Annotated in this window: 21 protein-coding genes and 1 pseudogene; 17 read left to right on the top strand and 5 right to left on the bottom strand. The window is 45.8% G+C overall.

What is annotated here, in order from left to right; translation table 11 throughout:
- Nucleotides 1-119: 119 nt before the first annotated feature.
- Together RBH76_05925 and RBH76_05920 are read right to left on the bottom strand one after the other, a co-directional pair.
- The gene (locus RBH76_05925) at nt 120-1,700 is read right to left on the bottom strand and encodes a phage/plasmid primase, P4 family (GenBank protein ID WMJ84954.1); all 1,581 of its coding nucleotides are present in this window, start codon (nt 1,698-1,700) and stop codon (nt 120-122) included.
- A complete protein-coding gene (locus RBH76_05920) occupies nt 1,597-2,079 on the bottom strand; it encodes a hypothetical protein (GenBank protein ID WMJ84953.1) in 483 nt (160 codons plus the stop codon). The genes RBH76_05925 and RBH76_05920 overlap by 104 nt, the downstream gene beginning before the upstream one ends.
- Before the next feature lie 450 nt (nt 2,080-2,529).
- Here RBH76_05920 and RBH76_05915 point away from each other — a divergent pair, with 450 nt between their 5' ends.
- From RBH76_05915 to RBH76_05905, 3 genes are all read left to right on the top strand, one after another.
- Nucleotides 2,530-3,156: a hypothetical protein gene (locus RBH76_05915; GenBank protein WMJ84952.1), complete on the top strand. Its 627-nt coding sequence runs from the start codon at nt 2,530-2,532 to the stop codon at nt 3,154-3,156.
- Nucleotides 3,157-3,281: 125 nt separating this feature from the next.
- Nucleotides 3,282-3,503, top strand: coding sequence for a hypothetical protein (locus tag RBH76_05910; protein WMJ84951.1), 222 nt, complete (start codon nt 3,282-3,284; stop codon nt 3,501-3,503).
- A 1-nt stretch (nt 3,504) separates the two neighbouring features.
- Nucleotides 3,505-3,804, top strand: coding sequence for a hypothetical protein (locus tag RBH76_05905; GenBank protein ID WMJ84950.1), 300 nt, complete (start codon nt 3,505-3,507; stop codon nt 3,802-3,804).
- 110 nt (nt 3,805-3,914) lie between these two features.
- Here the strand turns inward: RBH76_05905 and RBH76_05900 are convergent, their stop codons facing one another.
- Nucleotides 3,915-4,094, bottom strand: coding sequence for a hypothetical protein (locus tag RBH76_05900; GenBank protein ID WMJ84949.1), 180 nt, complete (start codon nt 4,092-4,094; stop codon nt 3,915-3,917).
- A gap of 188 nt (nt 4,095-4,282) precedes the next feature.
- On the opposite strand from RBH76_05900, the gene glf reads away from it, so the two are divergent.
- From glf to RBH76_05840, 12 genes are read left to right on the top strand one after another with little or no spacing between them, the layout of a single operon-like run.
- Complete coding sequence (gene glf, locus RBH76_05895; GenBank protein ID WMJ84948.1) at nt 4,283-5,386, top strand: UDP-galactopyranose mutase; 1,104 nt, start codon at nt 4,283-4,285, stop codon at nt 5,384-5,386.
- A gap of 25 nt (nt 5,387-5,411) precedes the next feature.
- Nucleotides 5,412-6,236 carry a glycosyltransferase gene (locus RBH76_05890; GenBank protein WMJ84947.1) on the top strand — a complete coding sequence of 275 codons (825 nt, stop codon included), beginning with the start codon at nt 5,412-5,414 and terminating at the stop codon, nt 6,234-6,236.
- Nucleotides 6,233-7,243: a glycosyltransferase family 2 protein gene (locus RBH76_05885; GenBank protein ID WMJ84946.1), complete on the top strand. Its 1,011-nt coding sequence runs from the start codon at nt 6,233-6,235 to the stop codon at nt 7,241-7,243. The genes RBH76_05890 and RBH76_05885 overlap by 4 nt, the downstream gene beginning before the upstream one ends.
- Before the next feature lie 19 nt (nt 7,244-7,262).
- Complete coding sequence (locus RBH76_05880) at nt 7,263-8,228, top strand: glycosyltransferase (GenBank protein ID WMJ84945.1); 966 nt, start codon at nt 7,263-7,265, stop codon at nt 8,226-8,228.
- An 8-nt stretch (nt 8,229-8,236) separates the two neighbouring features.
- Nucleotides 8,237-9,346, top strand: coding sequence for a DegT/DnrJ/EryC1/StrS family aminotransferase (locus tag RBH76_05875; protein WMJ84944.1), 1,110 nt, complete (start codon nt 8,237-8,239; stop codon nt 9,344-9,346).
- Nucleotides 9,343-10,206, top strand: coding sequence for a glucose-1-phosphate thymidylyltransferase RfbA (gene rfbA / locus RBH76_05870; GenBank protein WMJ84943.1), 864 nt, complete (start codon nt 9,343-9,345; stop codon nt 10,204-10,206). The genes RBH76_05875 and rfbA overlap by 4 nt, the downstream gene beginning before the upstream one ends.
- 22 nt (nt 10,207-10,228) lie before the next feature.
- Nucleotides 10,229-12,685 (top strand): CDP-glycerol glycerophosphotransferase family protein, encoded by a 2,457-nt coding sequence (locus tag RBH76_05865; protein WMJ84942.1) that lies wholly within the window; start codon nt 10,229-10,231, stop codon nt 12,683-12,685.
- A gap of 9 nt (nt 12,686-12,694) precedes the next feature.
- A complete protein-coding gene (gene tagD, locus RBH76_05860) occupies nt 12,695-13,102 on the top strand; it encodes a glycerol-3-phosphate cytidylyltransferase (GenBank protein ID WMJ84941.1) in 408 nt (135 codons plus the stop codon).
- Nucleotides 13,103-13,118: 16 nt separating this feature from the next.
- Complete coding sequence (locus tag RBH76_05855; GenBank protein ID WMJ84940.1) at nt 13,119-14,411, top strand: ATP-grasp domain-containing protein; 1,293 nt, start codon at nt 13,119-13,121, stop codon at nt 14,409-14,411.
- A 28-nt stretch (nt 14,412-14,439) separates the two neighbouring features.
- The gene (gene rfbB, locus RBH76_05850; GenBank protein ID WMJ84939.1) at nt 14,440-15,489 is read left to right on the top strand and encodes a dTDP-glucose 4,6-dehydratase; all 1,050 of its coding nucleotides are present in this window, start codon (nt 14,440-14,442) and stop codon (nt 15,487-15,489) included.
- 23 nt (nt 15,490-15,512) lie between these two features.
- Entirely contained in the window at nt 15,513-16,283 is a 771-nt protein-coding gene (locus RBH76_05845; protein WMJ84938.1) for an ABC transporter permease, read from the top strand.
- Between the two features lie 12 nt (nt 16,284-16,295).
- The gene (locus RBH76_05840) at nt 16,296-17,039 is read left to right on the top strand and encodes an ABC transporter ATP-binding protein (GenBank protein ID WMJ84937.1); all 744 of its coding nucleotides are present in this window, start codon (nt 16,296-16,298) and stop codon (nt 17,037-17,039) included.
- A 165-nt stretch (nt 17,040-17,204) separates the two neighbouring features.
- On the opposite strand, the pseudogene RBH76_05835 reads toward RBH76_05840, so the two are convergent.
- A pseudogene (locus RBH76_05835) lies at nt 17,205-17,312 on the bottom strand (AbrB/MazE/SpoVT family DNA-binding domain-containing protein).
- A 362-nt stretch (nt 17,313-17,674) separates the two neighbouring features.
- Between RBH76_05835 and citC the strand changes: the two are divergent.
- Nucleotides 17,675-18,670: a [citrate (pro-3S)-lyase] ligase gene (citC, locus tag RBH76_05830; GenBank protein ID WMJ84936.1), complete on the top strand. Its 996-nt coding sequence runs from the start codon at nt 17,675-17,677 to the stop codon at nt 18,668-18,670.
- A 33-nt stretch (nt 18,671-18,703) separates the two neighbouring features.
- On the opposite strand, the gene RBH76_05825 is transcribed toward citC, so the two are convergent.
- Entirely contained in the window at nt 18,704-19,645 is a 942-nt protein-coding gene (locus RBH76_05825; protein ID WMJ84935.1) for a LysR family transcriptional regulator, read from the bottom strand.
- Between the two features lie 122 nt (nt 19,646-19,767).
- On the opposite strand from RBH76_05825, the gene RBH76_05820 reads away from it, so the two are divergent.
- Nucleotides 19,768-22,059, top strand: coding sequence for a hydratase (locus RBH76_05820; GenBank protein WMJ84934.1), 2,292 nt, complete (start codon nt 19,768-19,770; stop codon nt 22,057-22,059).
- Nucleotides 22,060-22,321: the final 262 nt, after the last annotated feature.

The raw sequence follows: 22,321 nt of genomic DNA, 5'->3' as shown, positions 1-22,321 counted from the left end.
AAAAACTCTATAGATAGTATTTTTCTGATTTTGATAAATATACGGACGGATATAAAATGATTGAATATAGTCCTTAAGGCTTTCAAAGGAATAATATATATTTATCATTTAAGTTGTGTCTAATTGTCGCTCGGGCGTTCAACAAGGCCTATACCAATAAGGCCATGTAGCGGAGATCCGTTAAGCCGGAATTTGCTCTTTTCCAACTGAAAAAGCGATCTGATACATATCGAAATCGTCTCTGGGTTGAAAAACGGATAATCGCATTCATACGCAAAGTTGCGGTAGGCTTCATAGAGGCTCGCTCCGTGGATGCGCATGGCAGGATCCAATACGCAACGCTGCTTGACGAAATCTCTGACACACTGGTCAACACTCATCATTCTGGCCGCACTGCAAAAATATTTGCTCTTGTATTCTTGCAAGGCAGACTCACTGGCTGAAGAGTGAGGAAATACATTGTTGTTTTCTTTTACCCCAAGAAAAGTCTTCATTGCACGAAACAGGATGTAATCTTTTTCCGCCAAGAGCTTGTCAATCAGATGCTCGTCCCGTTTTTCTTTAGGCACCTGATTTATGCAGGGGATAATGATTACCCGCTCAAAAAAAGGTTCTAAATCCTCTCTCGTACTCAATTCGGGCAACGTATTAAAACCAAAAATAAGTTTAATCGTATCCGCCCGCAAGCGCACATCACGGCCATACTTAACAGAGGCGTTGATGCTGTCAAGTCCTGCGCTGGTAAGCGATTTAAAAATACTGGTATCCTGAAGGCGATTCGAAGAATCATCCATCATGATGTTTGCCAGCTTGCCTTGCATTTCGCTCAGCTGAAAGGTTTGTCCAAAACGCGAAAGGGGAATTGAGGTAAGATAATCCTCTCCTATAAGCATACTCAGCAGTTTGCCGAGTACGCTTTTTCCCGTTTGGGTCAGACCAAAGAAGAAAAATGCCTTCTTGAAGGTCGTATCTTGGCTGATGACGGCACCTATTACGGCCCAAATCAACTCGACGAGCTCTTGATCACCATTAGCAAGGAAATTAAGATAACCATCCATAACGCCTTGTTGCTCCTTTCGCCGTTCGTGATGATAATCGCAATCGCAGAAAGCGAATACGACATCCTGTTGCGTAGCAGGGCGAAGCTCTTTAGGCCGCTTCGTGACCACGCCATTTCGGAATACAAACAACGGCCTCTTTCGACCGGTATACCCCGAAAGATCCAGAAGCTTGGGATCTGAAGGTAGAATTTTAAAAGCGTCGGCAATACTACGCCATCCGTAGCTTCCGAAGATATCATCCCCCAAGTGTCGTCGGCATTCAGTCAAGAGTCGACGTTCGTCATAGAGACGAAAAGCGGGCGCACGATACAAGCATAGCTGCCCGTTCATAGTAGCGAATGGCATTTCCTGCTGCAAAAGCTTTGCAAGCGCAAAGGGAGAAAGCTTGTCATCGGTTGTTTTTAGTGGTAGCTTCGGCTTGCTATAAAATGGATTCGATCGACAAGTGCCACCTGCGCCGCTGCCAGCTCTATCGTAATTATCCGGTGTCAGTTCTGGAAAAATGTCGCAGATTAACGTTGTCTGTTGAGAATCGTTATGACCGACATGGTTTATCTTCATCCGGCAGCCATTGCCGCTCCCCATCGCCATCGCGAGTATTTTGCATAAAATCTGCCATAGCTTCATCGGTCGAAACAACGTAGAGATACTCCTTTTCACAAGGCTGTGCTGTGAACTGACCATCATCGTGATTGATTTCGTACGGCAGAATCTCGGTGTCAGCGGCATCAATGCTTTTGTTGCGCGCCAAAAAATCATTTTCTGTGGTGATCTCGTACAGATACTTCTTATCACGGTTAGCCATCATAACCCCATCTTTGCTAACTTGTGCTACATTATTCAAAGTAGCAGCATTTTTAATAGGAAAAGCGGAGGAGGCATTTTGCTCGCCTGAAATAGCTATCCCATGGTTCTCGGTGGGGCAATCGGCCGATTCTCCTCCGGACTCTCCTTCAAAAACAACATAGGTCCAGCCTTCTCGCTCAAGATTTTTTCGGTTAAGGCTTTTATTTTTCATTAAATTGGGCTCCTTTCGTTTTTATTTAATGCGAGCTTATCATATCAGGCATTAAAAAGCACAAGATGATAAAATGGCTTTATCAAGCCATTTAAAGCTTGATAAAGCCATTCTAGAATCGGGGTGCTAGGAAGCCGGACTGTTCACAGTGAGTTTTTTCTCTATTTCACGCAAATAATTAAGGTCTGTTCTGTGGCAGCTATAAAATTGATCAAACGTATTCATAATTTTGTAATATTTATTTTCATAGAAATTTTTATATTCTTCGTCCGTCAATCTTTTATGCAGCCCGCCAAAAGCAGATCGCACCTCCTTGTTGATCTCCTTTTGAAATTGGTCTGTTTTTATTCTCATGAGATTTTGAACGCTGCCGCTGTATTGATAATAAAATATACCCGGAAAGGATGAAACAAAGCTCCCCATTATATCGGTTATATGATCTATGTTTATTTGTATAATCTGGCCCGGCTGGTATACATCGTATTTATGCTTTGTTCGGTTTGCGCCGACGATTATTACTGTTTCTGCGAGAACTGCGGTCAGCTGATTCGAAACGAGGATGCTTATTACCTAGACGAAGATGAGAACGTTCCCTATTGCTATGATTGCTACGATACGCATCAGAACCGCACTTCCATCCATCCCTATGGATACAAGCCCGAACCCATCTTTTATGGAGAAGGTGACCGATATTTTGGCATCGAGTTGGAAATAGACGATGCAGGCAAAGGCGGCTTCAACGCTCGGAGTATATTAAACGTTGCAAACGCCGGGCTTCCGCACATTTACATCAAGTCGGACAGTAGCTTGAATGAGGGCATGGAGATCGTCACTCATCCGATGAGCATGGATTACCACCATCATCAAATGCCGTGGGAAAGCATTCTGGCCTGCGCCCGCGATATGGGTTATAAAAGCCACGATACCAATACCTGCGGACTGCACATCCACGTCAGCCGCCGGTGCTTAGGCGAAACTCTGGCGGAGCAGGTACGCTGCATCGCCCACGTCCTTTATTTTGTGGAGCATCACTGGGTAGAGCTACTCGAATTCTCCCGCCGCACCAATCGCAGATGAAACGCTGAGCCAACCGTTATGGCTACAAAAACACGCCGCAGGAGATTCTCAATACTGCTAAGTCTGGCTGCGTTGGGCGCTACGCCTGTGTAAACATCCAAAATTACGATACCATTGAGTTCAGGATGTATGTCGCGGTTCAGCTTTTGGAACAGCACAACACTCTCGACCTCGCCGCGCTGCAACAGGCAGCCGAGCGGGTCGAGGGTTCTTTCACCTTTACAATACTGGATGTAAACGGCACTTTATCTTTTATAAAAGGGACAAGCCCGCTCGTCATCTACCGGTCTGTACGCCTCCACCGAACAGATTATGAAGCGGGTAATACATCGGTTAAAGCTCAATAAAATGCTATACAGAAATATCACTTTTGAATGCGGTGACATTCTGCAAATTGATAAGCAGGGAGATTGTCACTGGGGAAAGTTTGATACGTCGCATTTATATCAGGCGGCTGCTTATTCCCGCTTTGGTCTACGAGATGATCTGTATAATTGGGGAAACTTGATGTATCCAACATCGTACAGAGAGGACACGCCGCTGGATGCTTTACTGTCCTCCGCTACGGCTATGGGCATTTCTCCAGACGATATCGCGCTGTTGATCGACTGCGGGTATGATCAATGCGATATAGAGGATTTGTTGTAAAGCCGAAGAACCATTTGCGGCGGGGCGTTTGTAGCGTAACGGAACACGCACCAGCCGTATAGCACCAATGTATACTTATGCCATAAAATTGATTGTTATTGAGGAGTTGTTTAATATTCCACCGTCGTATACATCATCAGTTTCATCTTAGCTAGCATAATCGCCCGGCGGGTGCTGCGCAGCATCTTCATGGGTATTTTCGGGACTAACGCAATGCACCCGGCGCAAGTACCCATACTTGCGCCGGATTGTGGTGTTACAGATAGAATTCTTTCGCCCTGATATGACACTCAAATCTTTCTCCCTCTGCAGACAATAGACCTCTAAATGATAGTATATAGAGGACATTGTATTTTGGTATCACGCAGAGGATGCCGATATTTTTCAAATACTGGGCTCCTTTACAAATTACCGAATTGCGTGTAATATAGTAAAAGTATTTGCTGGCTTTTAGTCGGTTAGAACGGGAGGGTTTTCTGTGCCCCAATACGACTATTTAATTGTTGGCGGTGGTATTACAGGTGCGGTATTTGCCCATGAGCTTTCTAAAAAAGGCAAGCGCTGTTTAGTGATTGAAAAACGCGGGCATATTGCGGGCAATATCTATGATGAGTCTCAAAATGGTATTCTTGTTCATCGCTACGGTGCACACATCTTTCATACATCTAAGAAGGAAATATGGGCGTATATCAACCAGTTTGGTGAGTTTAATCATTTTATTAACAGTCCGATCGCCAATTACAAGGGAGAGCTCTACAATTTGCCCTTTAATATGAACACATTTTATCAATTGTGGGGGACGCTCATGCCTCAGCAGGCCCTGCGACGTCTTGAAAATGAGCGCATGGTATATCCGCATGAACCCCGGAATCTTGAGGAGCAGGCCCTTTCACTTGTTGGCCCTGACATTTATGAAAAGCTTATCAAGGGCTATACCGAAAAGCAATGGGGACAGGCCTGCCATGAGTTGCCGGCTTTTATTGTTCGAAGAATTCCGTTGCGTTTTACCTACGACAATAATTATTTTAACGATCCGTATCAAGGCATTCCTGTCGACGGATATACCGCGCTTGTAGAAAAAATGCTGCAAAACAGCGAGGTACGCCTACAAACCGATTATTTTCAGGACCGGGTGTTCTTTAATAAAATAGCAAAGCGCATTATTTATACAGGAACGATTGACCGTTATTTCGATTATGGGCTGGGGCAACTTGCTTACCGCAGTCTGCGGTTTGAAGATAGCTGCTATAACTTACCCAATTATCAAGGTGTTGCGGTCATGAACTTTACTGATAGCGATACGCCTTATACCCGCAGCATAGAGCATAAGCATTTTCAGTTTGGAGAGCAACCGCATACCATTGTCACGCGGGAATATTCTGTGGCGTGGGAACCCGGGCAGGAGCCGTATTATCCGGTAAACGACTCGAAAAATCAACAGGTCTATGAGCGTTATTGCCAACTGGCTAAGCATGAAAAGAACGTCGTTTTTTGTGGAAGATTGGCGCAATACCGATATTATAATATGGATCAGGTGGTTGAAGCTGCGCTGAATAGGGTGAAGGTTGAGCTAGAGCTATAGATATCTTATTGATGGGAGAGGCGCTATGCCGCTTATTTCAGTTATAATGGGGGTTTACTTTGTTAAATCCGAAACAGCGCCGTTAGAGCGCGCGGTGTGTTCTATTTTAGATCAGAGCTTTAGCGACTTTGAGCTTCTTATTTGTGACGACGGTTCCAGCGTACCGGCTCAGGGCCTGCTTGAGCGTATGGCAGAAAAAGATGCGCGCATTAGGCTTATGCGGCGAGGGGATGCTATTACGCTGCCGCAGAAACTAAACTTTTGTTTGACCCGCGCTACGGGCCGGTTTATCGCCCGAATGGACGATGACGATTTTTCGCACCCTCAGCGGTTTGAGAGACAGTACGATTATCTGGTGCGGCATCCTGAGATTGCTTTTGTAGGATGCAATATTAATCGTGTATTTAATACATGTGCGATAACACCGTTTGTTCTCCCGGAGTTTCCGAAACCGCGGGATTTTCTCTTCGTTATGCCGTATATTCATCCAACGTTGCTTTTTCGCCGTGAGGTGCTGGAAATGGCAGGTAGTTATTGTGAGAAAAAATACTGCCTGCTTTGTGAGGATTATGATCTGCTTCTGCGTCTTTATCATTTGGGGTTCAAGGGGGCGAACCTGCAGGAGTTTTTGTTCGATTATTCTATGGCTGGCGTGGAAGAAAGGCGCAGAAAATATCGTTTTCGTATCAACGAGGCCACGGTTCGGCTTATCCGGTTTGGAAATTTGGGCATGCTGCCGCAAGCCTTGCCATATGTCGTCAAACCACTAATCGTTGGGCTGCTGCCGTTACCGATGCTAAATTGGCTACGGCGAAAGCGGGAAGCCCGAAAGAGGAGGAAATTTTTATGACTGCTTCTGTCATTTTAACCATTGCGGTACCGACTTTTAATATGGCACAATGGTTAGATAAGAATCTTGCTACTTATTGTGACGAGCGACTATTTGATCGCTTAGAGGTCATTTGCCTTAACAATGCGTCGGAGGATTCCTCCAAGCAGATTATAGAAAGCTATGTGTCAAAATACCCGAGGATTTTTCGGTTGATCGATCGGGATAGCCGCGGCTATGGCTCGTCTATCAATCAGGCGTTAGCGGCGGCGCAAGGTCAGTATTTCCGTATTGTCGATGCCGACGATTGGGTGAATACCCCCGCGTTGATCGAACTTTTAGAGGCACTTGAAAACTGCGATGCTGATGTTGTGCTCACCGACTACCAAATTGTTAATATGCAAAATGGCCAGATGACGCCGGTACGAGCTGCGCAGCAGGGCGTGGCCTATGATGTGGCGACCACCTCCTTCGCCGGGCCGTTAAAAACGCTGCCAAGCATTCACAATACGTCTTATCGGACTGAGTTGCTTCGTTCCAGCGCCTTTTATATGCAGGACAAAATGTTTTTTGTCGACGAGGAATACGTCATTCTGCCTTATTTGCATGCCAAAAATGTAATCTATTATGATTTTGACATCTATCGATATCAGGTGGCGAATCCGGCGCAGAGCACATCACCCAAAAATAGAGCGAAATATCACGAACATCGTGAGAGGGTACTACTCCGCTTGATACCAGCCTACTATGCGGCTAAGCGGGACGGCGCGGGCCAAAACGTGCTTGACTACTGCTTTGAACGGATTAAAAGAGGCGTAGGAGACCACTTTACTACCTTGTATATGTATGTGGAGGATCGTAGCGAAGGGCGTCGACTTGCCGCGCTCTGGCAGGTATATCTGCAAACCGAAGCGTCCGACTATTGGCTGGCAGTACGAAAAAAAGCACACTGCCTGGCCATATTGAACCGTCTCAAGGTTGGGCTTGGGCAATACGAAAAGTTTAAAAGAATAGGAGCAAAGCGTTAGGCGCTTCTTAAGAATCTTTATGGAGCAGGAGTCTATTGCAGTCAGCGTGTTGGTGATTTCTTACAACCACGCGCGCTATATCCGTCAGGCACTTAATAGCATCTTGGCGCAGCAGACTGATTTTCAATTTGAAATTCTGGTGGGCGATGATGCTTCTCAGGACGGTACGGCGCAGATCATTCTTGATCTGGCACAAAATGAGCCCCGGATTCAGCCCGTTTTAAGACCACATAATATGGGCGCTACCAGAAATCTATACGACTTACAGAACCGGGCATGCGGCGCATATCTCGCTTATCTTGAGGGCGACGACTACTGGTGTGATGTTCATAAGCTGCAAAAGCAGGTAGATTTTCTGGCGGCGTATCCCGACTACATTGGCTGCACTCACAGGTGCCACATTGTGGACGAGCTAGGACATCCGCACGAAAGCCAGTATCTAAGCTGGATAGCCCAAAAGGAACGGTACACGCTTGAGGATTTTCATGGCCTTGTGCTACCGGGCCACACAAGCACGCTGCTGCATTGCAATGTTTTCTTAAATTCCGGTGGGGCTTACGAGTCGCTTATAACAATACATCCGCTTATCGGAGACCGATCGCTGTGCTTGCTGCTCGCCTCGCAAGGGACTATTTCCCAGCTGTCCGACACGATGAGCTGCTATCGTTGTCCGTGTAAATCGGAAGGCAGCAATGCGACGGCGGTCGCTTACACGCGCAATCCCAACCGAATTCGGGAAGATTATGACTACACCAAAAAGCTGGAGGCCTACGCTTGCCGGGTGCTGGGAGTGGATGGTGGTTTTTTATCGCATAAGAAGGCGCTTTTTGTCAGCGCTGTTTGGGCAGCATTAAGGCATCCTAGTGCGGAGGGCTTTGAGCTGGTACGCCAAATTTTGCGCGAAGGTCAGCCGCTTGATTATCTTCTTGCGCTGCCAGCAGGCGTGATTCGTAAATTGAGAGAAAAACAAAAGCAAGGGAGCTGACTGAATATATGCATGAACCAATACCGGTTACCAGATCTTCTATGCCACCAATGGAGGAATATGTTAAAGAAATTGCGCCTATTTGGGAGAACCGCTGGCTGACCAACATGGGCAGCCGCCATCAACGGCTTGAGCGGGCGCTGTGCGACTTTTTAAAGGTGCCTTATATGGCGCTTTTTACGAACGGACATCTGGCGCTGGAGCTGGCTCTGGCTTCTATGGAGTTAACAGGCGAGGTTATCACAACGCCGTTTACTTTTGCTTCCACCACGCAGGCCATTGTTCAAAACGGACTGACGCCGGTATTCTGCGATATTTCTCCGGTGGATTTTACAATGGATGCCGCCAAAATTGAAGCACTTATTACACCAAAGACCTCGGCGATTTTGCCGGTACATGTATACGGCAACCCCTGCGCGGTCAAAGAAATTGAAGAAATTGCGCGAAAGCACGGACTAAAAGTGCTTTACGACGCAGCCCACGCCTTTGGTGAGGAGCTAGACGGAACGTGCATCGGCTGTTTTGGCGATCTGTCGATGTTCAGCTTCCACGCGACGAAGGTTTTTCATACCATTGAAGGTGGCGGACTGGCCTGTCACGACGAAGCGACTATGAAGAAGCTTATGGCGCTCAAGAACTTCGGCCAGTATACCGCTGAGGATGTTGGAGAGATTGGCGGCAACGCTAAAATGAACGAATTTCAGGCGGCAATGGGGCTGTGTAATTTGCGGCATGTCAAAGATCAGATTGCAAGGCGCGCGCAGGTGGTTGCGCGTTACCGGGCGCTGCTGAGTGGTATACCTGGCTTTTATCTTTGCCCCGAGCGACCGGATGTAAAGCCGAACTACGCCTATTTCCCCGTAGTTGTCGACCCCGTACTTTTCGGAGAGGATAGGGACGCTCTATGCGAACGCCTGCAGGATAAAAATATTTTCCCGAGAAAATATTTTTATCCACTCACGAGCCATTTTCGCTGCTATAAGGGCAGATTTCCCTTGCAAGGCACGCCGGTGGCGGAGAGGATGGCGGAGCGGGTTCTGACGCTTCCGCTCTACTCGGATATGACGGTTGACGACGCGGAATACATTTGTTGCGCGATCTTGGAGGGAAAAAGATGAAGGGCATAATTCTGGCGGGCGGAAGGGGCACGCGGCTTTACCCGATGACGCTCGCGGTCTCTAAACAGCTGCTGCCTATCTATGACAAGCCGCTGATTTACTATCCGCTTTCGGTGCTGTTGCTGGCGGGTATTCGGGAGATATTGTTGATCTCCACACCGGAGGACATCCATAATTATCAGCGCCTTTTGGGAGATGGTTCTCGCATCGGCGTTTCGATTGAATATAAGGTGCAGGAGCAGCCCCGCGGGTTGGCGGAGGCCTTTATTCTGGGTGAGGAGTTCATTGCTGGCGAACAGGTTTGCTTAATTTTGGGCGACAATGTCTTTTATGGACAGGATTTTACCGCAACGCTCAGACGCGCACAAAAAGAGCTTTCCGGCGCGACGATTTTCGGCTATCCGGTCAAAAATCCGACCGATTTTGGCGTGGTGGCTTTTGACGAGCACTTTAATGTACATTCGATTGAGGAAAAACCAAAAAAGCCGAAGTCTCAATTTGCGGTACCGGGGCTTTATTTCTACGACAACAGTGTGGTGGAAATAGCAAAAGGCATTGAGCCCTCCGCCCGCGGAGAACTTGAGATTACAGCTGTCAATAATGCTTATTTACAGCGAGGTGAACTCAAGGTTGTCTTGATGGGTCGCGGCATGGCGTGGCTGGATACCGGTACGCCCGAGGGTATGCTGCAGGCGGCTGAATACGTCGAAGTGGTGCAGGCGCGGCAGGGCTTTTATATTTCTTGTATTGAGGAGATTGCGTGGCGGCGCGGTTTTATTACCACAGAGCAGCTGCACAGGCTGGGTGATGTGTTGCGCATGACCGATTACGGGCAGTATTTGCTGTCGCTGGAAGATTAAATACACAGGAGTAGATTTTGAAATGCGTGATCAGACAATGGATATTCAACGAAAGGTTTCGCTCGCGAGTTATGCGGTAGAAGCCGCGCGCCAATTTGCGGCGGAAGATGGCAAACCGACTTTAACCGAACAAAAAAGCATCCAGAACGACGACACGATGGTGACCGTTGTTTGCATTACCTATAATCATGAGGAATACATTGCGCAGGCACTCGATAGCTTTCTCATGCAAAAAACCGATTTTAAATTTAAGGTGTTCGTGGGGGAGGACTGCGGTCCCGATAGCACAGCCGATATTGTGCGGGAATATGCGGCGAAATACCCCGATATTATTGTCCCTTTTATTCGGGAGGAGAATGTGGGGGCACAGCGCAACTTGATTGATATGTGCCAGCGCGCCACCAGCCCGTATATTGCCTTTTGCGAGGGTGATGATTATTGGACGGATGAATATAAGCTGCAAAAGCAGGTTGATTATATGCAGACGCATCATCAATACCGCGCCTGTTTTTGCAACGCTGAAATTATAGCGGATGACCAGTGGTACTTAAATTCGCACTATGCGCCTGATTCGAAAGGACGTCGGTTAATTCCGCACAGTATGCCCGAAATTAACAAGGACCAAAGGGAATGGACTGCTGCTTCCTATATTTCCAATGGACCGGCGCACACTTCCACCATGCTGTTTAGGTGGAATTATGACCTGCCTATTCCGGACACGTATTATACGCGCGTTTTTGGCGACCATCCCATCATGATGATGCAATTAGGATTAGGCAAGCTGTCTTTGCTGCCGGATGTCGTATCAGCATACAGGCGAAGTGATGTTGGTATTATCATGTTTAAAAGCAAGAATGAACACTTTGTAAAAACCAGACTGAATTGGATACTGGTGCTCACAGATTTATTGACGTTTTTTGAGAAGCATTACGGCGACTATTGCAAAATTCAAATCGAAAACAGGATAAAACTGGAAGCTACCAATTATTTAAAGGCGGTCATTGCGCGAGATGACAGCGAAGCAGTGGCGACTTTATTTACGGATCACCCCGAAGCGGCAAAGATTGTTTTGCGCTCGTACATCTCTTTTTATCACGATTCAAGAGCACTGACACGCGCCTATAGTTGGGAAGGTTACAAATTAGTCGTGCGCAATCGGTATTATCGAAATCTGCTTAGGCCTATTGTGTGGCTGTTTCGTAAAACAGAAAAGGTTATAAAGGGACTGAAATGGCTTAAGGGCAAGCTGAGAAACATCATTTCCTTGGCACTCTATTGGAAAAATACGCTGGTTCCCAAGCGCGCTGACATTTGGGTGTTTTCCGGCTTTAATAAAAAGACTTACGTTGACAACACCAAATATTTTTATGAGTATGTTTTGGCGCACCACCCTGAGATCACGGCTTATTGGTTGACGATGGATCAAAGTATTTTCGATCAGTTGCAATCTGAAAATAAGCCGGTGCTTATGATGAGAACACGCCGATGTCGCAGCATTGTGTCGCGTGCGGCGATTGCGGTGACAGATCATTACAGAATGTCGGATTATGATGCGCTTTCGGGCTTAAATGACAATTTAAAGATTGTTCAGCTTTGGCATGGCGTTGGCCTAAAATCCACTAAAAATTTAGTTAAGAGTACCACTGTGCCGGGGGCTGAATACAGCGATGATATTTTGCCTGCCCAAACGGATAACGCGGTGCAGCGCCTGATAAAAAAGATGAAGTATATACGCCATGCCTATTTTCGAGAGCTGTTTGAAAAGTGGTTTATGGTCATCTGCCCGGGGCCGCTTCAGATCGGCCAGTTTGCCGCACCTTTGAATATTAAGCCGGAACAGTGCTTTGTTTGTGGCTTCCCGAGGAATATTTTCATTCATCAGACACAAAGAGATACCGACGTATGCCGGATTCTGTATGCGCCAACATACCGCTGGAATGCAACAAAGGAAAAGGAAATGGTGCAGTATATTATTGATGCGGCGGTGCAAATTCAAGAAACCATGCAGGCGCTCAATGCCAATCTGACCATCCGGTTGCATCCCCACACATGGCGAAGTTACGGGGAGAGACTGGCGCGATTGGCGGAAGCGTATGATCGCATCCAAATTGATACGGAGAAGGATGTTTATCAAACATTAGGGCGATATTCTGTTTTAATCTCGGACTATTCTTCCATTGCAAACGATTTTGTTTTACTGGACCGCCCTATCATCTACTTTAATTATGACTTTGAAGCGTATACAAAGCACGACACACAAATGGATTTTGATTACGACAGTGTTACGCCGGGCATCAAGGCCAAAACGTGGGAAGAGGTGCTCAGCGCCATTGTCACATATGTTGAAGACCCGCAAAAAGACGGCACCGCTCGACGTGAGATTCGCAGCATGTTTTATGATATGTCAGTCAATGATAAGGACAATTCTCGGCGGATAGTAGACGAGATTAAAAGAAGGTTGGCATTACAAGAAAGGTAGGGTTTTAAAGTGAAACGTGTCATCACATACGGCACTTTTGATTTGTTGCATTATGGGCATATTAATTTGCTCAAAAGGGCGAAGGCCATGGGCGATTATCTAATCGTGGCGCTCTCAACGGATGAATTCAACTGGAACAGTAAGCAAAAAAAATGTTATTTTAATTATGAGGTTCGCAAACAGCTTTTGGAAGCGATTCGTTATGTGGATTTGGTCATCCCCGAAGAAAACTGGGCGCAAAAGGCGCATGATGTAGAGCAATATCATGTGGATACCTTTGTGATGGGGGATGATTGGGCAGGAAAGTTTGACTTCCTGAAAGAGCACTGTGAAGTGGCGTATCTGTCCAGAACTCCGGAGATTTCCACCACGCAGATTAAGCAGAATTTGAAAAACCGTGAAACATCAGATAAATGATAAGGTGGGTTGCATAATGCGAAATATACGCATCTTAATATTCCCTTGTGGCTCAGAGGTGGGGCTGGAATTGCACCATGCGTTAAAGGATGTTTCTTTTATCACGCTGGTTGGCGCTTCCAGTGTTCCTGACCATGGTCAATATGTGTTTGAGCATTATTGTGAGGGTTTGCCCTTTGTGCATGCTCCCGACTTTTTGGCGCACTTTAATGCGCTACTCAAAGCGCAGCATATCGACTTTATTTATCCTGCTATGGATGAGGTGTTGGGTGTGTTGTCGGCGCATCGCGAACAGCTTGCCGCCCCGCTTATAGCGCCCTGCCATGAGGCTGTACATATCTGCCGCAGCAAGGCCAGAACATACGCGCATATGAACGGACTTGACTTTGTTCCCGAAACCTACGATAATCCGGAACAGATTACCCGTTTTCCGGTCATTATAAAGCCGGAGGAGGGGTACGGTGCCAAGGGCTTTTATATTTTGCATACACCCGAAGCGCTGCGCCAAAAATTGGCTGAAAGCAATACTGCTAATGTGATTTGCGAGTATCTTCAAGGAGAGGAATATACGGTCGACTGCTTTACAGACCGGCACGGCGTGCTGAAATATACCAGTTGCCGCAACCGCAACCGCATCCGCAACGGCATTAGTGTCAATTCTCGGCTTCAGAAGCCCGATGCAAAAATCGATGAGATTGCCCGGCAAATATCGGCGCGTATTCCCATGCGGGGCGCATGGTTTTTTCAACTTAAACGCGACCGTGACGGTGACTACAAGCTATTAGAGATTGCGACCCGTGTTGCGGGTACCATGTGCGTCCAACGTGCGGCAGGCGTCAATCTGCCGCTGCTGAGTGTGTTTGATATAATGGGGTGTGATGTGGAGATTACGTCTCAACTTAATACAGTAGAGGTAGACCGTGCGTTATATAACGCTTATCGGCTTCCGATAGAATTTGAGGAGGTCTATCTCGATTTTGATGACACAGTTATTGTGCATAATAAAATTAATTTAAATTTGATGCGCTATCTTTATCAATGCGTCAATAAAAATATTCCCGTCAAGCTGTTGACAAAGCATGACTACGATATTAACGCAACCTTGAAGCGCTATAAAATTGCGCCCGAGTTGTTTGATGAAATTATTCATATCGATCACACCCAACGCAAATGCGATTTTGTCCAGCCCGGCAAAAAGGCTTTGTTTATCGACGACTCTTTCGCCGAAAGGCTGCAAATGCAAAAGGTACACGGCATTGTGACGTTGGGTGTGGATGCTGTGGAGGCTTTGCTGGATTATCGACAGTAAATTTTTACTGAATTTGGGGGACTGGAAATTGAAATCGATCCTTGTCACCGGCGGCGCCGGTTTTATAGGCTCCAACTTTATTCATTATATGCTAACAAAATATGAAGACTTTCAATTGGTCAATCTCGATGCTTTAACCTATGCTGGAAATCTAGAAAACTTGGCCTCTGTATTAGATGACTCCCGCTACACTTTTGTTAAAGGTGACATTCGCGACCGATCCCTAGTGGACAGGCTCTTTGCTGAATATCAATTTGATTCCGTGGTCAATTTTGCGGCAGAAAGCCATGTTGATCGTAGTATCACCGAGCCCGAACTGTTTTTGACCACGAATATTATCGGTACCCAAACGCTGCTCGACGCAGCCAAGCGCTGCTGGAGAGATGAGCCCGACAACAAATATTGCCGTACCTACCGGCAGGGGGTGCGTTTTTTACAGGTTTCAACTGACGAGGTCTATGGTACGCTGGGAAAAACGGGTTTGTTTACCGAGACGACACCGCTGGCGCCCAACAGCCCCTATTCGGCGTCTAAAGCGTCAGCTGACCTGATTGTGCGCGCTTATCACGAAACCTACGGCATGCCGGTGAACATCACCCGCTGCTCGAATAACTACGGCCCTTATCAGTTCCCTGAAAAGCTGATTCCGCTGATGATTCACAACTGCACCCAAAATCGTGCCCTGCCGGTTTATGGCGATGGCATGCAGATACGCGACTGGCTGTATGTTGAGGACCACTGCAGCGCCATTGATACAGTGCTGTGTAAAGGACGCAACGGCGAAGTGTATAACATCGGCGGCAACAATGAGAAGGCAAATATTGAGATTGTCCGGCTCATTCTTGCGCGTATGGGCAAGGACGAGTCGTTGATTTCGCATGTTCAGGATCGCCCTGGGCATGACCGACGCTACGCTATCGACAATACCAAAATTACCACCGAATTAAGATGGTCACCCAGTTACACTTTTGACAAGGGTATTACTCAAACAATCGACTGGTATTTGAATCATACCGACTGGATGACGCACGTGACCTCAGGGGATTACCTAAAGTACTATAAAAGAATGTACCGATAATAGCGGCGACGCGAGGTTATTACATGATACAAAAGTTAATCAGATATCGATTTTTGTTTGAAGAGCTAGTCAAACGAGATTTCAAGAAAAAATATAAACGCACGGTCCTTGGTATGTTATGGAGCATAATATCTCCACTTCTGACGCTTGCTGTTATAGCGGCAGTCTTTTCACAGTTTTTTGGACGCACAACTGCACACTATGTTATTTACGTTTTTTGCGGCAACCTTATATTCTCCTATTTTAATGATGCAACTACCGGTGGTATGCGGTCGCTGATGTCAAATGCGTCAATTTTCACAAAAGTAGATGTGCCCAAATACATGTTCTTACTTTCGAGAAATGTACAGGCTTTTATCAACTTTTTACTGACGCTAGTTGTATTTTTTGTATTTGTCGCATTTGAACCGGGCCTGTCATTCCGTTGGAGTTTTTTACTTTTAATTTATCCGATAGCTTGCATCTCTGTTTTAAATATCGGAGTGGGAATGGTGCTGTCTGCGCTCTATGTTTTTTTTCGAGATGTGGAATATTTGTACAGTGTTTTTACCATGTTATTGATGTACTTGTCAGCTATATTTTATAATATTTCAGCTTATCCTCAGAATATACAGTATCTATTTTACGCAAACCCTGTTTATGTATATATTCGATACTTTCGCAAAATTGTTATTGAAAACAGCATTCCGGAATTGAGCTTTCACCTGCTATGCGCATTTTACGCGCTGGTTATGCTTAGTATTGGTTGCTGGATGTACAAAAAGTATAATCACAAATTTTTATACTATTTATAAGGGGGCGTTGGCATGATTTTAGAATTAAACGACGTCGCCATTCGATATATTACTGGTGATTTTAAAGAAATCGGTCTCAAAGAATTTGTCATGCGAAAGCTTAAGAACAATTATGCTGTTAAGGAATTCTGGGCGGTAGATGGCATCAGCTTTTCGATTGAGTGTGGGGATATGCTGGGCATCATCGGAACGAATGGCGCCGGGAAATCAACGTTACTCAAGGCGGTTTCTGGTATTATGGAACCGACCCGCGGCAGCGTGAAGCGAGAGGGTACCATTGCCGCGCTGCTTGAACTGGCTAGTGGCTTTGACGGAGATTTAACCGTTAGAGAGAATGCTTATCTGCGCGGGGCTATGCTTGGATATACGCGAAAATTTATGGATGAAACATACCGTGATATTATTGCTTTTTCTGAGTTACAGGAATACGAGGATCGCCCTTTTAAACAGTTGTCTTCTGGAATGAAATCTAGGCTTGCATTTTCTATCGCGTCGTTAGTCAAACCTGATATCCTTATTCTCGATGAGGTGCTATCGGTTGGCGACGGTGCTTTTCGCAAAAAGAGCGAAGCCAAGATGAAGGAGATTATTGGTAGCGGCGCAACAACGATTTTGGTTTCGCACTCGCTTGATCAGGTGCGTAACATGTGCAACAAGGTTTTGTGGCTCCATAAAGGTAAACAGATTGATTTTGGAGAGACTGCGCCTATCTGTGACAGGTATCAGGACTTTTTGGATGGAAAACTAAAATTGTAAAATAATAAATCGGGCAACTTCTTATCACAATTGTGATAAGAAGTTGCCCGATTTATATATCGAGACGTTGTAGAAGAGGTTACTTTGACAATACGTTAGCTATGTATGAATTTGCTTTTCTAGCCCCATCATCCCAGTACAAAACCTCTCCCACTGTGTCAATGAAATCTGTAACGGGTCGCCCTCGCGAATACGCATGGTTCTGCGGATTTCCTTTGGGATGACGACACGCCCGAGGTCGTCTATTCTTCTTACAATTCCGGTGGCTTTCATCGGGCACGCTCCTTATCGTTTACAGTTTGTTTGTCACAAAATAGGTTGTGTTGATAGTATCTGTAAACAGCGCGTGATTATACCAAAGTTTTTGGGATGGATATCGTTTTAAAATGCTGTGGATTTTTTGATAGCAATAGGGATGCTATTTTATCGTAGGTTTATTTGGATAAGTTCTGTGTTGGGTACGAATACCTGATTTTTGTAGAATAGGAAAATAAGAATATTTTTATATAAAATAAAAGCTTAAGTTTTGAGATGGTTGCTTCATAATCATCAGGTGTGGTAAAATTTATGCACACCACTTGAGTAACTCTAATGTATTGCTGCATTCATGTTTTGATAAAGGAAAGGGGATGACTATGGAAGAGTATGATTTTTATGAGGAGCAGGGCTTTCCTTTTACGGGTAGAAAAAAGGAAAGACTAAAAGCGTTTCTGTCTGAAAACTATTTGCATTATGATGAACAGATTGAAGCGACTGTTAACCTAATGGATTCAGAGGGCTATATTGCCGCCACCTGCTCGCTTCACGACAATGTTCTCAAGTGCATCGCTGTTTCTAAAAATTATCAAGGCTATGGTCTTTCCACGCGGGTTGTAACGCAAGTGTGCAATCTGGCGGTCGAACGCGGGAAAACGCATCTTTTTCTATTTACAAAGCCTGAAAACAAGCAAATGTTTATAGATATGGGTTTCTATCCGATTCTTGAAACCAAGGATGTATTACTGACCGAAAACAGCAAAAATGGCATCAAAAGGTATGTTGCCCAGCTCGAACAGCGCGAAGGCAGCACTATAGGTGCCATTGTCGTCAACTGCAATCCCTTTACAAACGGGCATCGTTACCTGATAGAAACCGCCTCGAAGCAGTGCGATGTGCTGCATCTATTTGTTCTGTCGGAGGATAAAAGCGAATTTTCAGCGGATGTGCGCTATGAGCTGGTTAGACTAGGCGTGGCGGATTTGGCCAATGTTCTGCTGCACAAAACTAGTGATTATCTCATATCGTCCGCAGTATTTCCAACCTACTTCATTAAAGAAAGAACCAAGGCGGATGACGCGAACTGTGAGTTGGATATTCGTATATTCTGTGAATATTTTGCCAAGAGTCTGGGGATAACAAAACGGTTTGTTGGTACTGAGCCAAATTGTGGGGTAACCAATGCTTATAACAATAAGATGAAGGAATTGCTGCCCCAATATGGCATTGAGTTTATCGAGATTGAGAGAAAGCAGCTCAATGGAATGCCAATCAGTGCTTCGGCTGTGCGACGACTGCTACGTGAGGGGAATATCGATGAGGTTGCAAAGCTGGTGCCTTCTACCACCTTTGCATATCTGAAACAACAGATGTAGTATCAAAGCTAAGCTAATGAAAAGCCGCACACGTCAAAGGTGTGCGGCTTTTGTGCTACTTTCAAGCGCCTTGCGTAGCATTACAATAAATTCCTGTGATGCAGCAGATAAATAGCCGCTCTTTTGGGTCATGACCGATCGAATCCAGTAGGCATCGGTATTATCCAATCGGCAAATCATGGCATCGCGGTTGTCGGAAAAATGATTAATATATGACATCGGAAGCAGAGAAATCCCGACGCCTCTTACAGATAGCTGCCGCGCAGTTTCGCAGTTGCGCGTTGTGAGCGCAATTTTCGGTGAAAAATCAGCCGAAGCCAAAATCAAATCAGATATTTGCCGTATACGCTGGTCTTTATGCACCATAATAAACCGGCTATCCTTGAGCTGATTTAGCGTTATAGTAGGTATACCGTCGCTGTCCGGCAAAGCTTTTGTGAGTGGGGCATGCTTGGACATCACAGCCACAAAGGGATCAGTCAAGAGATGACAGTGCGCGTGGATTTCGGTATTGACGGGCAATTTTTTATGGATATGCATAACTGCAAAATCAATTTCACCCGCCGCAAGCAGCTTTTCAAGTTCATTCGTGCTTCTTTCTACCACAAAAATCTCTATGGCGGGGTAAGCCAGTTGAAAAGCTGAAAGAATATCGGAAAGAATCAGCATCGAAAGAAAATAGGTGATGCCTATTGTCATGCGCCCGCTTTTAAGCTGGGACATTGCGCTGATTTCATTCTTAAAATCGGAATAAATATTTAAAATGTTGGTGGCAGCCTGCATATACTTTTCACCGGCATAGGTTAGAATTAAGCCATTGCCGGTTCTGATAAATATTTTTTCACCCAAAGCGCTTTCCACTCGTGCGACATATTGGGACAATGACGGCTGTGAAACATAAAGCCTTGCAGCCGCCTTGGATATGCTTTTTTCCTTGGCTATTGTCTTCATATAAAATAGTTCGCGTTCGGTCATGTTGTCCCTCGCAGTCGCTATATAATAAAAATATTATGCACTTTATAAAATTATAATATTTGTTTATATTATAAGGCCGCCATATAATAAAATCAACAAACAATCTTGAAAGGAAGAGCGCAATGATAAAGCTTTATAACGGTGGCGTTTTTCTGGTTGGTTCAGAAATTATAGAGGATACGAATGATGCACCGGCAAAAATTGAGCAGATGACTGGCAAAACAGTCGCGAAGGAAGAAGCTAAGAAAGGCACAATAGCGCACGCCATTCTGAAAAGCCATAATGCTGGCGAAAACGAGCATCAGCTCAAGCTTAAATTTGATTCACTCACCAGTCATGATATTACCTATGTTGGCATTATTCAAACGGCGATTGCTTCAGGTTTGACAAAGTTTCCTGTTCCATATGTACTCACCAACTGTCACAACTCGCTTTGTGCGGTTGGCGGCACCATCAACGAAGATGATCACATGTTTGCCCTATCAGCTGCAAAACGCTTTGGCGGTGTCTATGTGCCGACCAATCTGGCAGTTATCCACCAGTTTAACCGCGAGATGATGGCTGGGCCTGGCAAGATGATACTCGGCTCCGATAGTCACACCCGATACGGTGCACTTGGCACCATGGCGGTGGGCGAGGGTGGCGGTGAGCTGGCGAAGCAACTATTGAGCCGCACTTATGATATGCAGTATCCCCAGGTGGTGGCGGTCTATCTTACTGGCAAGCCCTCAAAGGCTGTCGGCCCGCAGGATGTGGCGCTCTCTATCATCGGAAAGGTATTTGCAAATGGTTATGTCAAAAACAAGGTTATGGAATTTATCGGTGACGGTGTTGGAAACCTTGATGTTGAATACAGAAACGGCATCGATGTAATGACCACCGAGACCACCTGTTGGAGTTCGGTTTGGAAAACCGACGGCAAGGTCAAAACTTATCTCGAAGCGCACGATCGGGCAGGGGATTACAAAAAGCTTGAGCCAGGCGAGGTTACCTATTACGATGGTTGCATTTATGTGGATCTTTCGACCATCAAGCCTTCTATTGCGTTACCGTTCCATCCCAGCAATGTGTATACCATTGATGAATTAAAGAAGAACCCTCTTGAGATATTAAAATATACTGAAGAAGAAGCGCTCAAACAGCTGGAAAATAAGTCGCTGCGCTTAAGACTTGCAGACAAGGTGATCAATGGCGATATATACGTCGATCAAGGAATTATTGCAGGCTGTGCAGGGGGTACTTATGATAATATCGTCGACACAGCAGATATTTTAAACGGAAAATCTGTCGGCAATGGCGCATTTGCGATGAGCGTCTATCCCTCCAGCCAGCCGGCCTATATTCAGCTAATTAGAAACGGCAGTATCGAAAAGCTGATGGCTGCCGGCGCGATTGTGCGCAGCGCGTTTTGTGGCCCCTGCTTTGGCGCGGGTGACACCCCCGCAAACGGCGAATTTTCGATCCGCCACACCACCAGAAATTTCCCCAACCGCGAAGGTTCAAAGCCAGGCGAGGGCCAGGTGGCTTCTGTGGCGCTTATGGATGCGCGCAGCATTGCGGCAACTGCGATTAACAGTGGCAAGCTGACCAGTGCAGAGGAAATTGATTTTAAGCTGACAAAGCCGGCCTATTATTTTGATAAAGGCATTTATGAAAAGCGTGTTCTTAACGCTACCGATAACCATAATGCAAGTGTTTCGCTGGTCATGGGACCCAATATTAAAGAATGGCCCAAAATGCCAAGTCTGACTGACGATCTGCTCGTGAAGGTGGTTACTTATATCGACGATCCGGTAACCACTACGGATGAGCTTATCCCCTCGGGCGAGACGTCATCCTTCCGCTCCAACCCGGAGAGGCTTTCGGAGTTTGCGCTCAGTCGTAAAGCCCCGGACTACGTGCCAAAGTCTAAGCAGCTGCGTGAAATTGAGGTCGCGCGCGAAAACGGTGTATCCCCCGCTGAAAATGCTGAAATAGCGCAGGTGTTTAATATGCTACGGCAAAAGGGGTTGTTTGAAGGGGACGAAAAGCAGGTTGGTATAGGTTCTTCTTTTTTTGCCAATAAGCCCGGCGATGGATCCGCCCGCGAGCAGGCGGCCTCTTGCCAGAAGGTGCTTGGCGGCTGGGCCAATTTTGCAAAAGAATATGCAACCAAACGCTACCGCTCTAACCTGATCAACTGGGGTATTATACCTTTTATTGTTAAGGATGGCGATGATGTTGCACTTGACAGTTATGTCTATATTAAGGGTATTCGCGCCACGCTGCTATCCGGCCAAAAAGAAATGAAGGCATATGTCGTCAATGGTCACTCGGTTAAAGAGATTGCTGTCTATGTTGATGATCTCACCGGGCCGGAAAAGCAAATCATTGCATCCGGCTGTCTAATTAACTATTATAACAGTGGCATTTGATATAACCTGTAAATGCAGAAGCAATAAAGTGAATTCATAAAGCGATGTAACATAGTGCGAAAAGGCAGAGGATCGCTGTGAAAATGCCCGACGTCTGCGGAGATCGTAAACGCCGGTTTTTGTGTTAACAGGTACGAAATTCAATGGATAGTCCGCTTGAAAAGCAAAAAAATGAACAATAAGTGCGTTGTCAAAATGCATTAGAGCGGTGCAAAAAAACTTTTTAGACAAGTAGGAATGATCTACAGCTTTGGCTGTGGAT

The organism is Oscillospiraceae bacterium MB24-C1 (genome assembly GCA_030913685.1).
GTDB lineage: Bacteria > Bacillota > Clostridia > Oscillospirales > Ruminococcaceae > Yanshouia.
The sequence above is the reverse complement of the archived record's forward strand: the minus strand, read 5'-3'. Positions and strand labels throughout refer to the sequence as shown.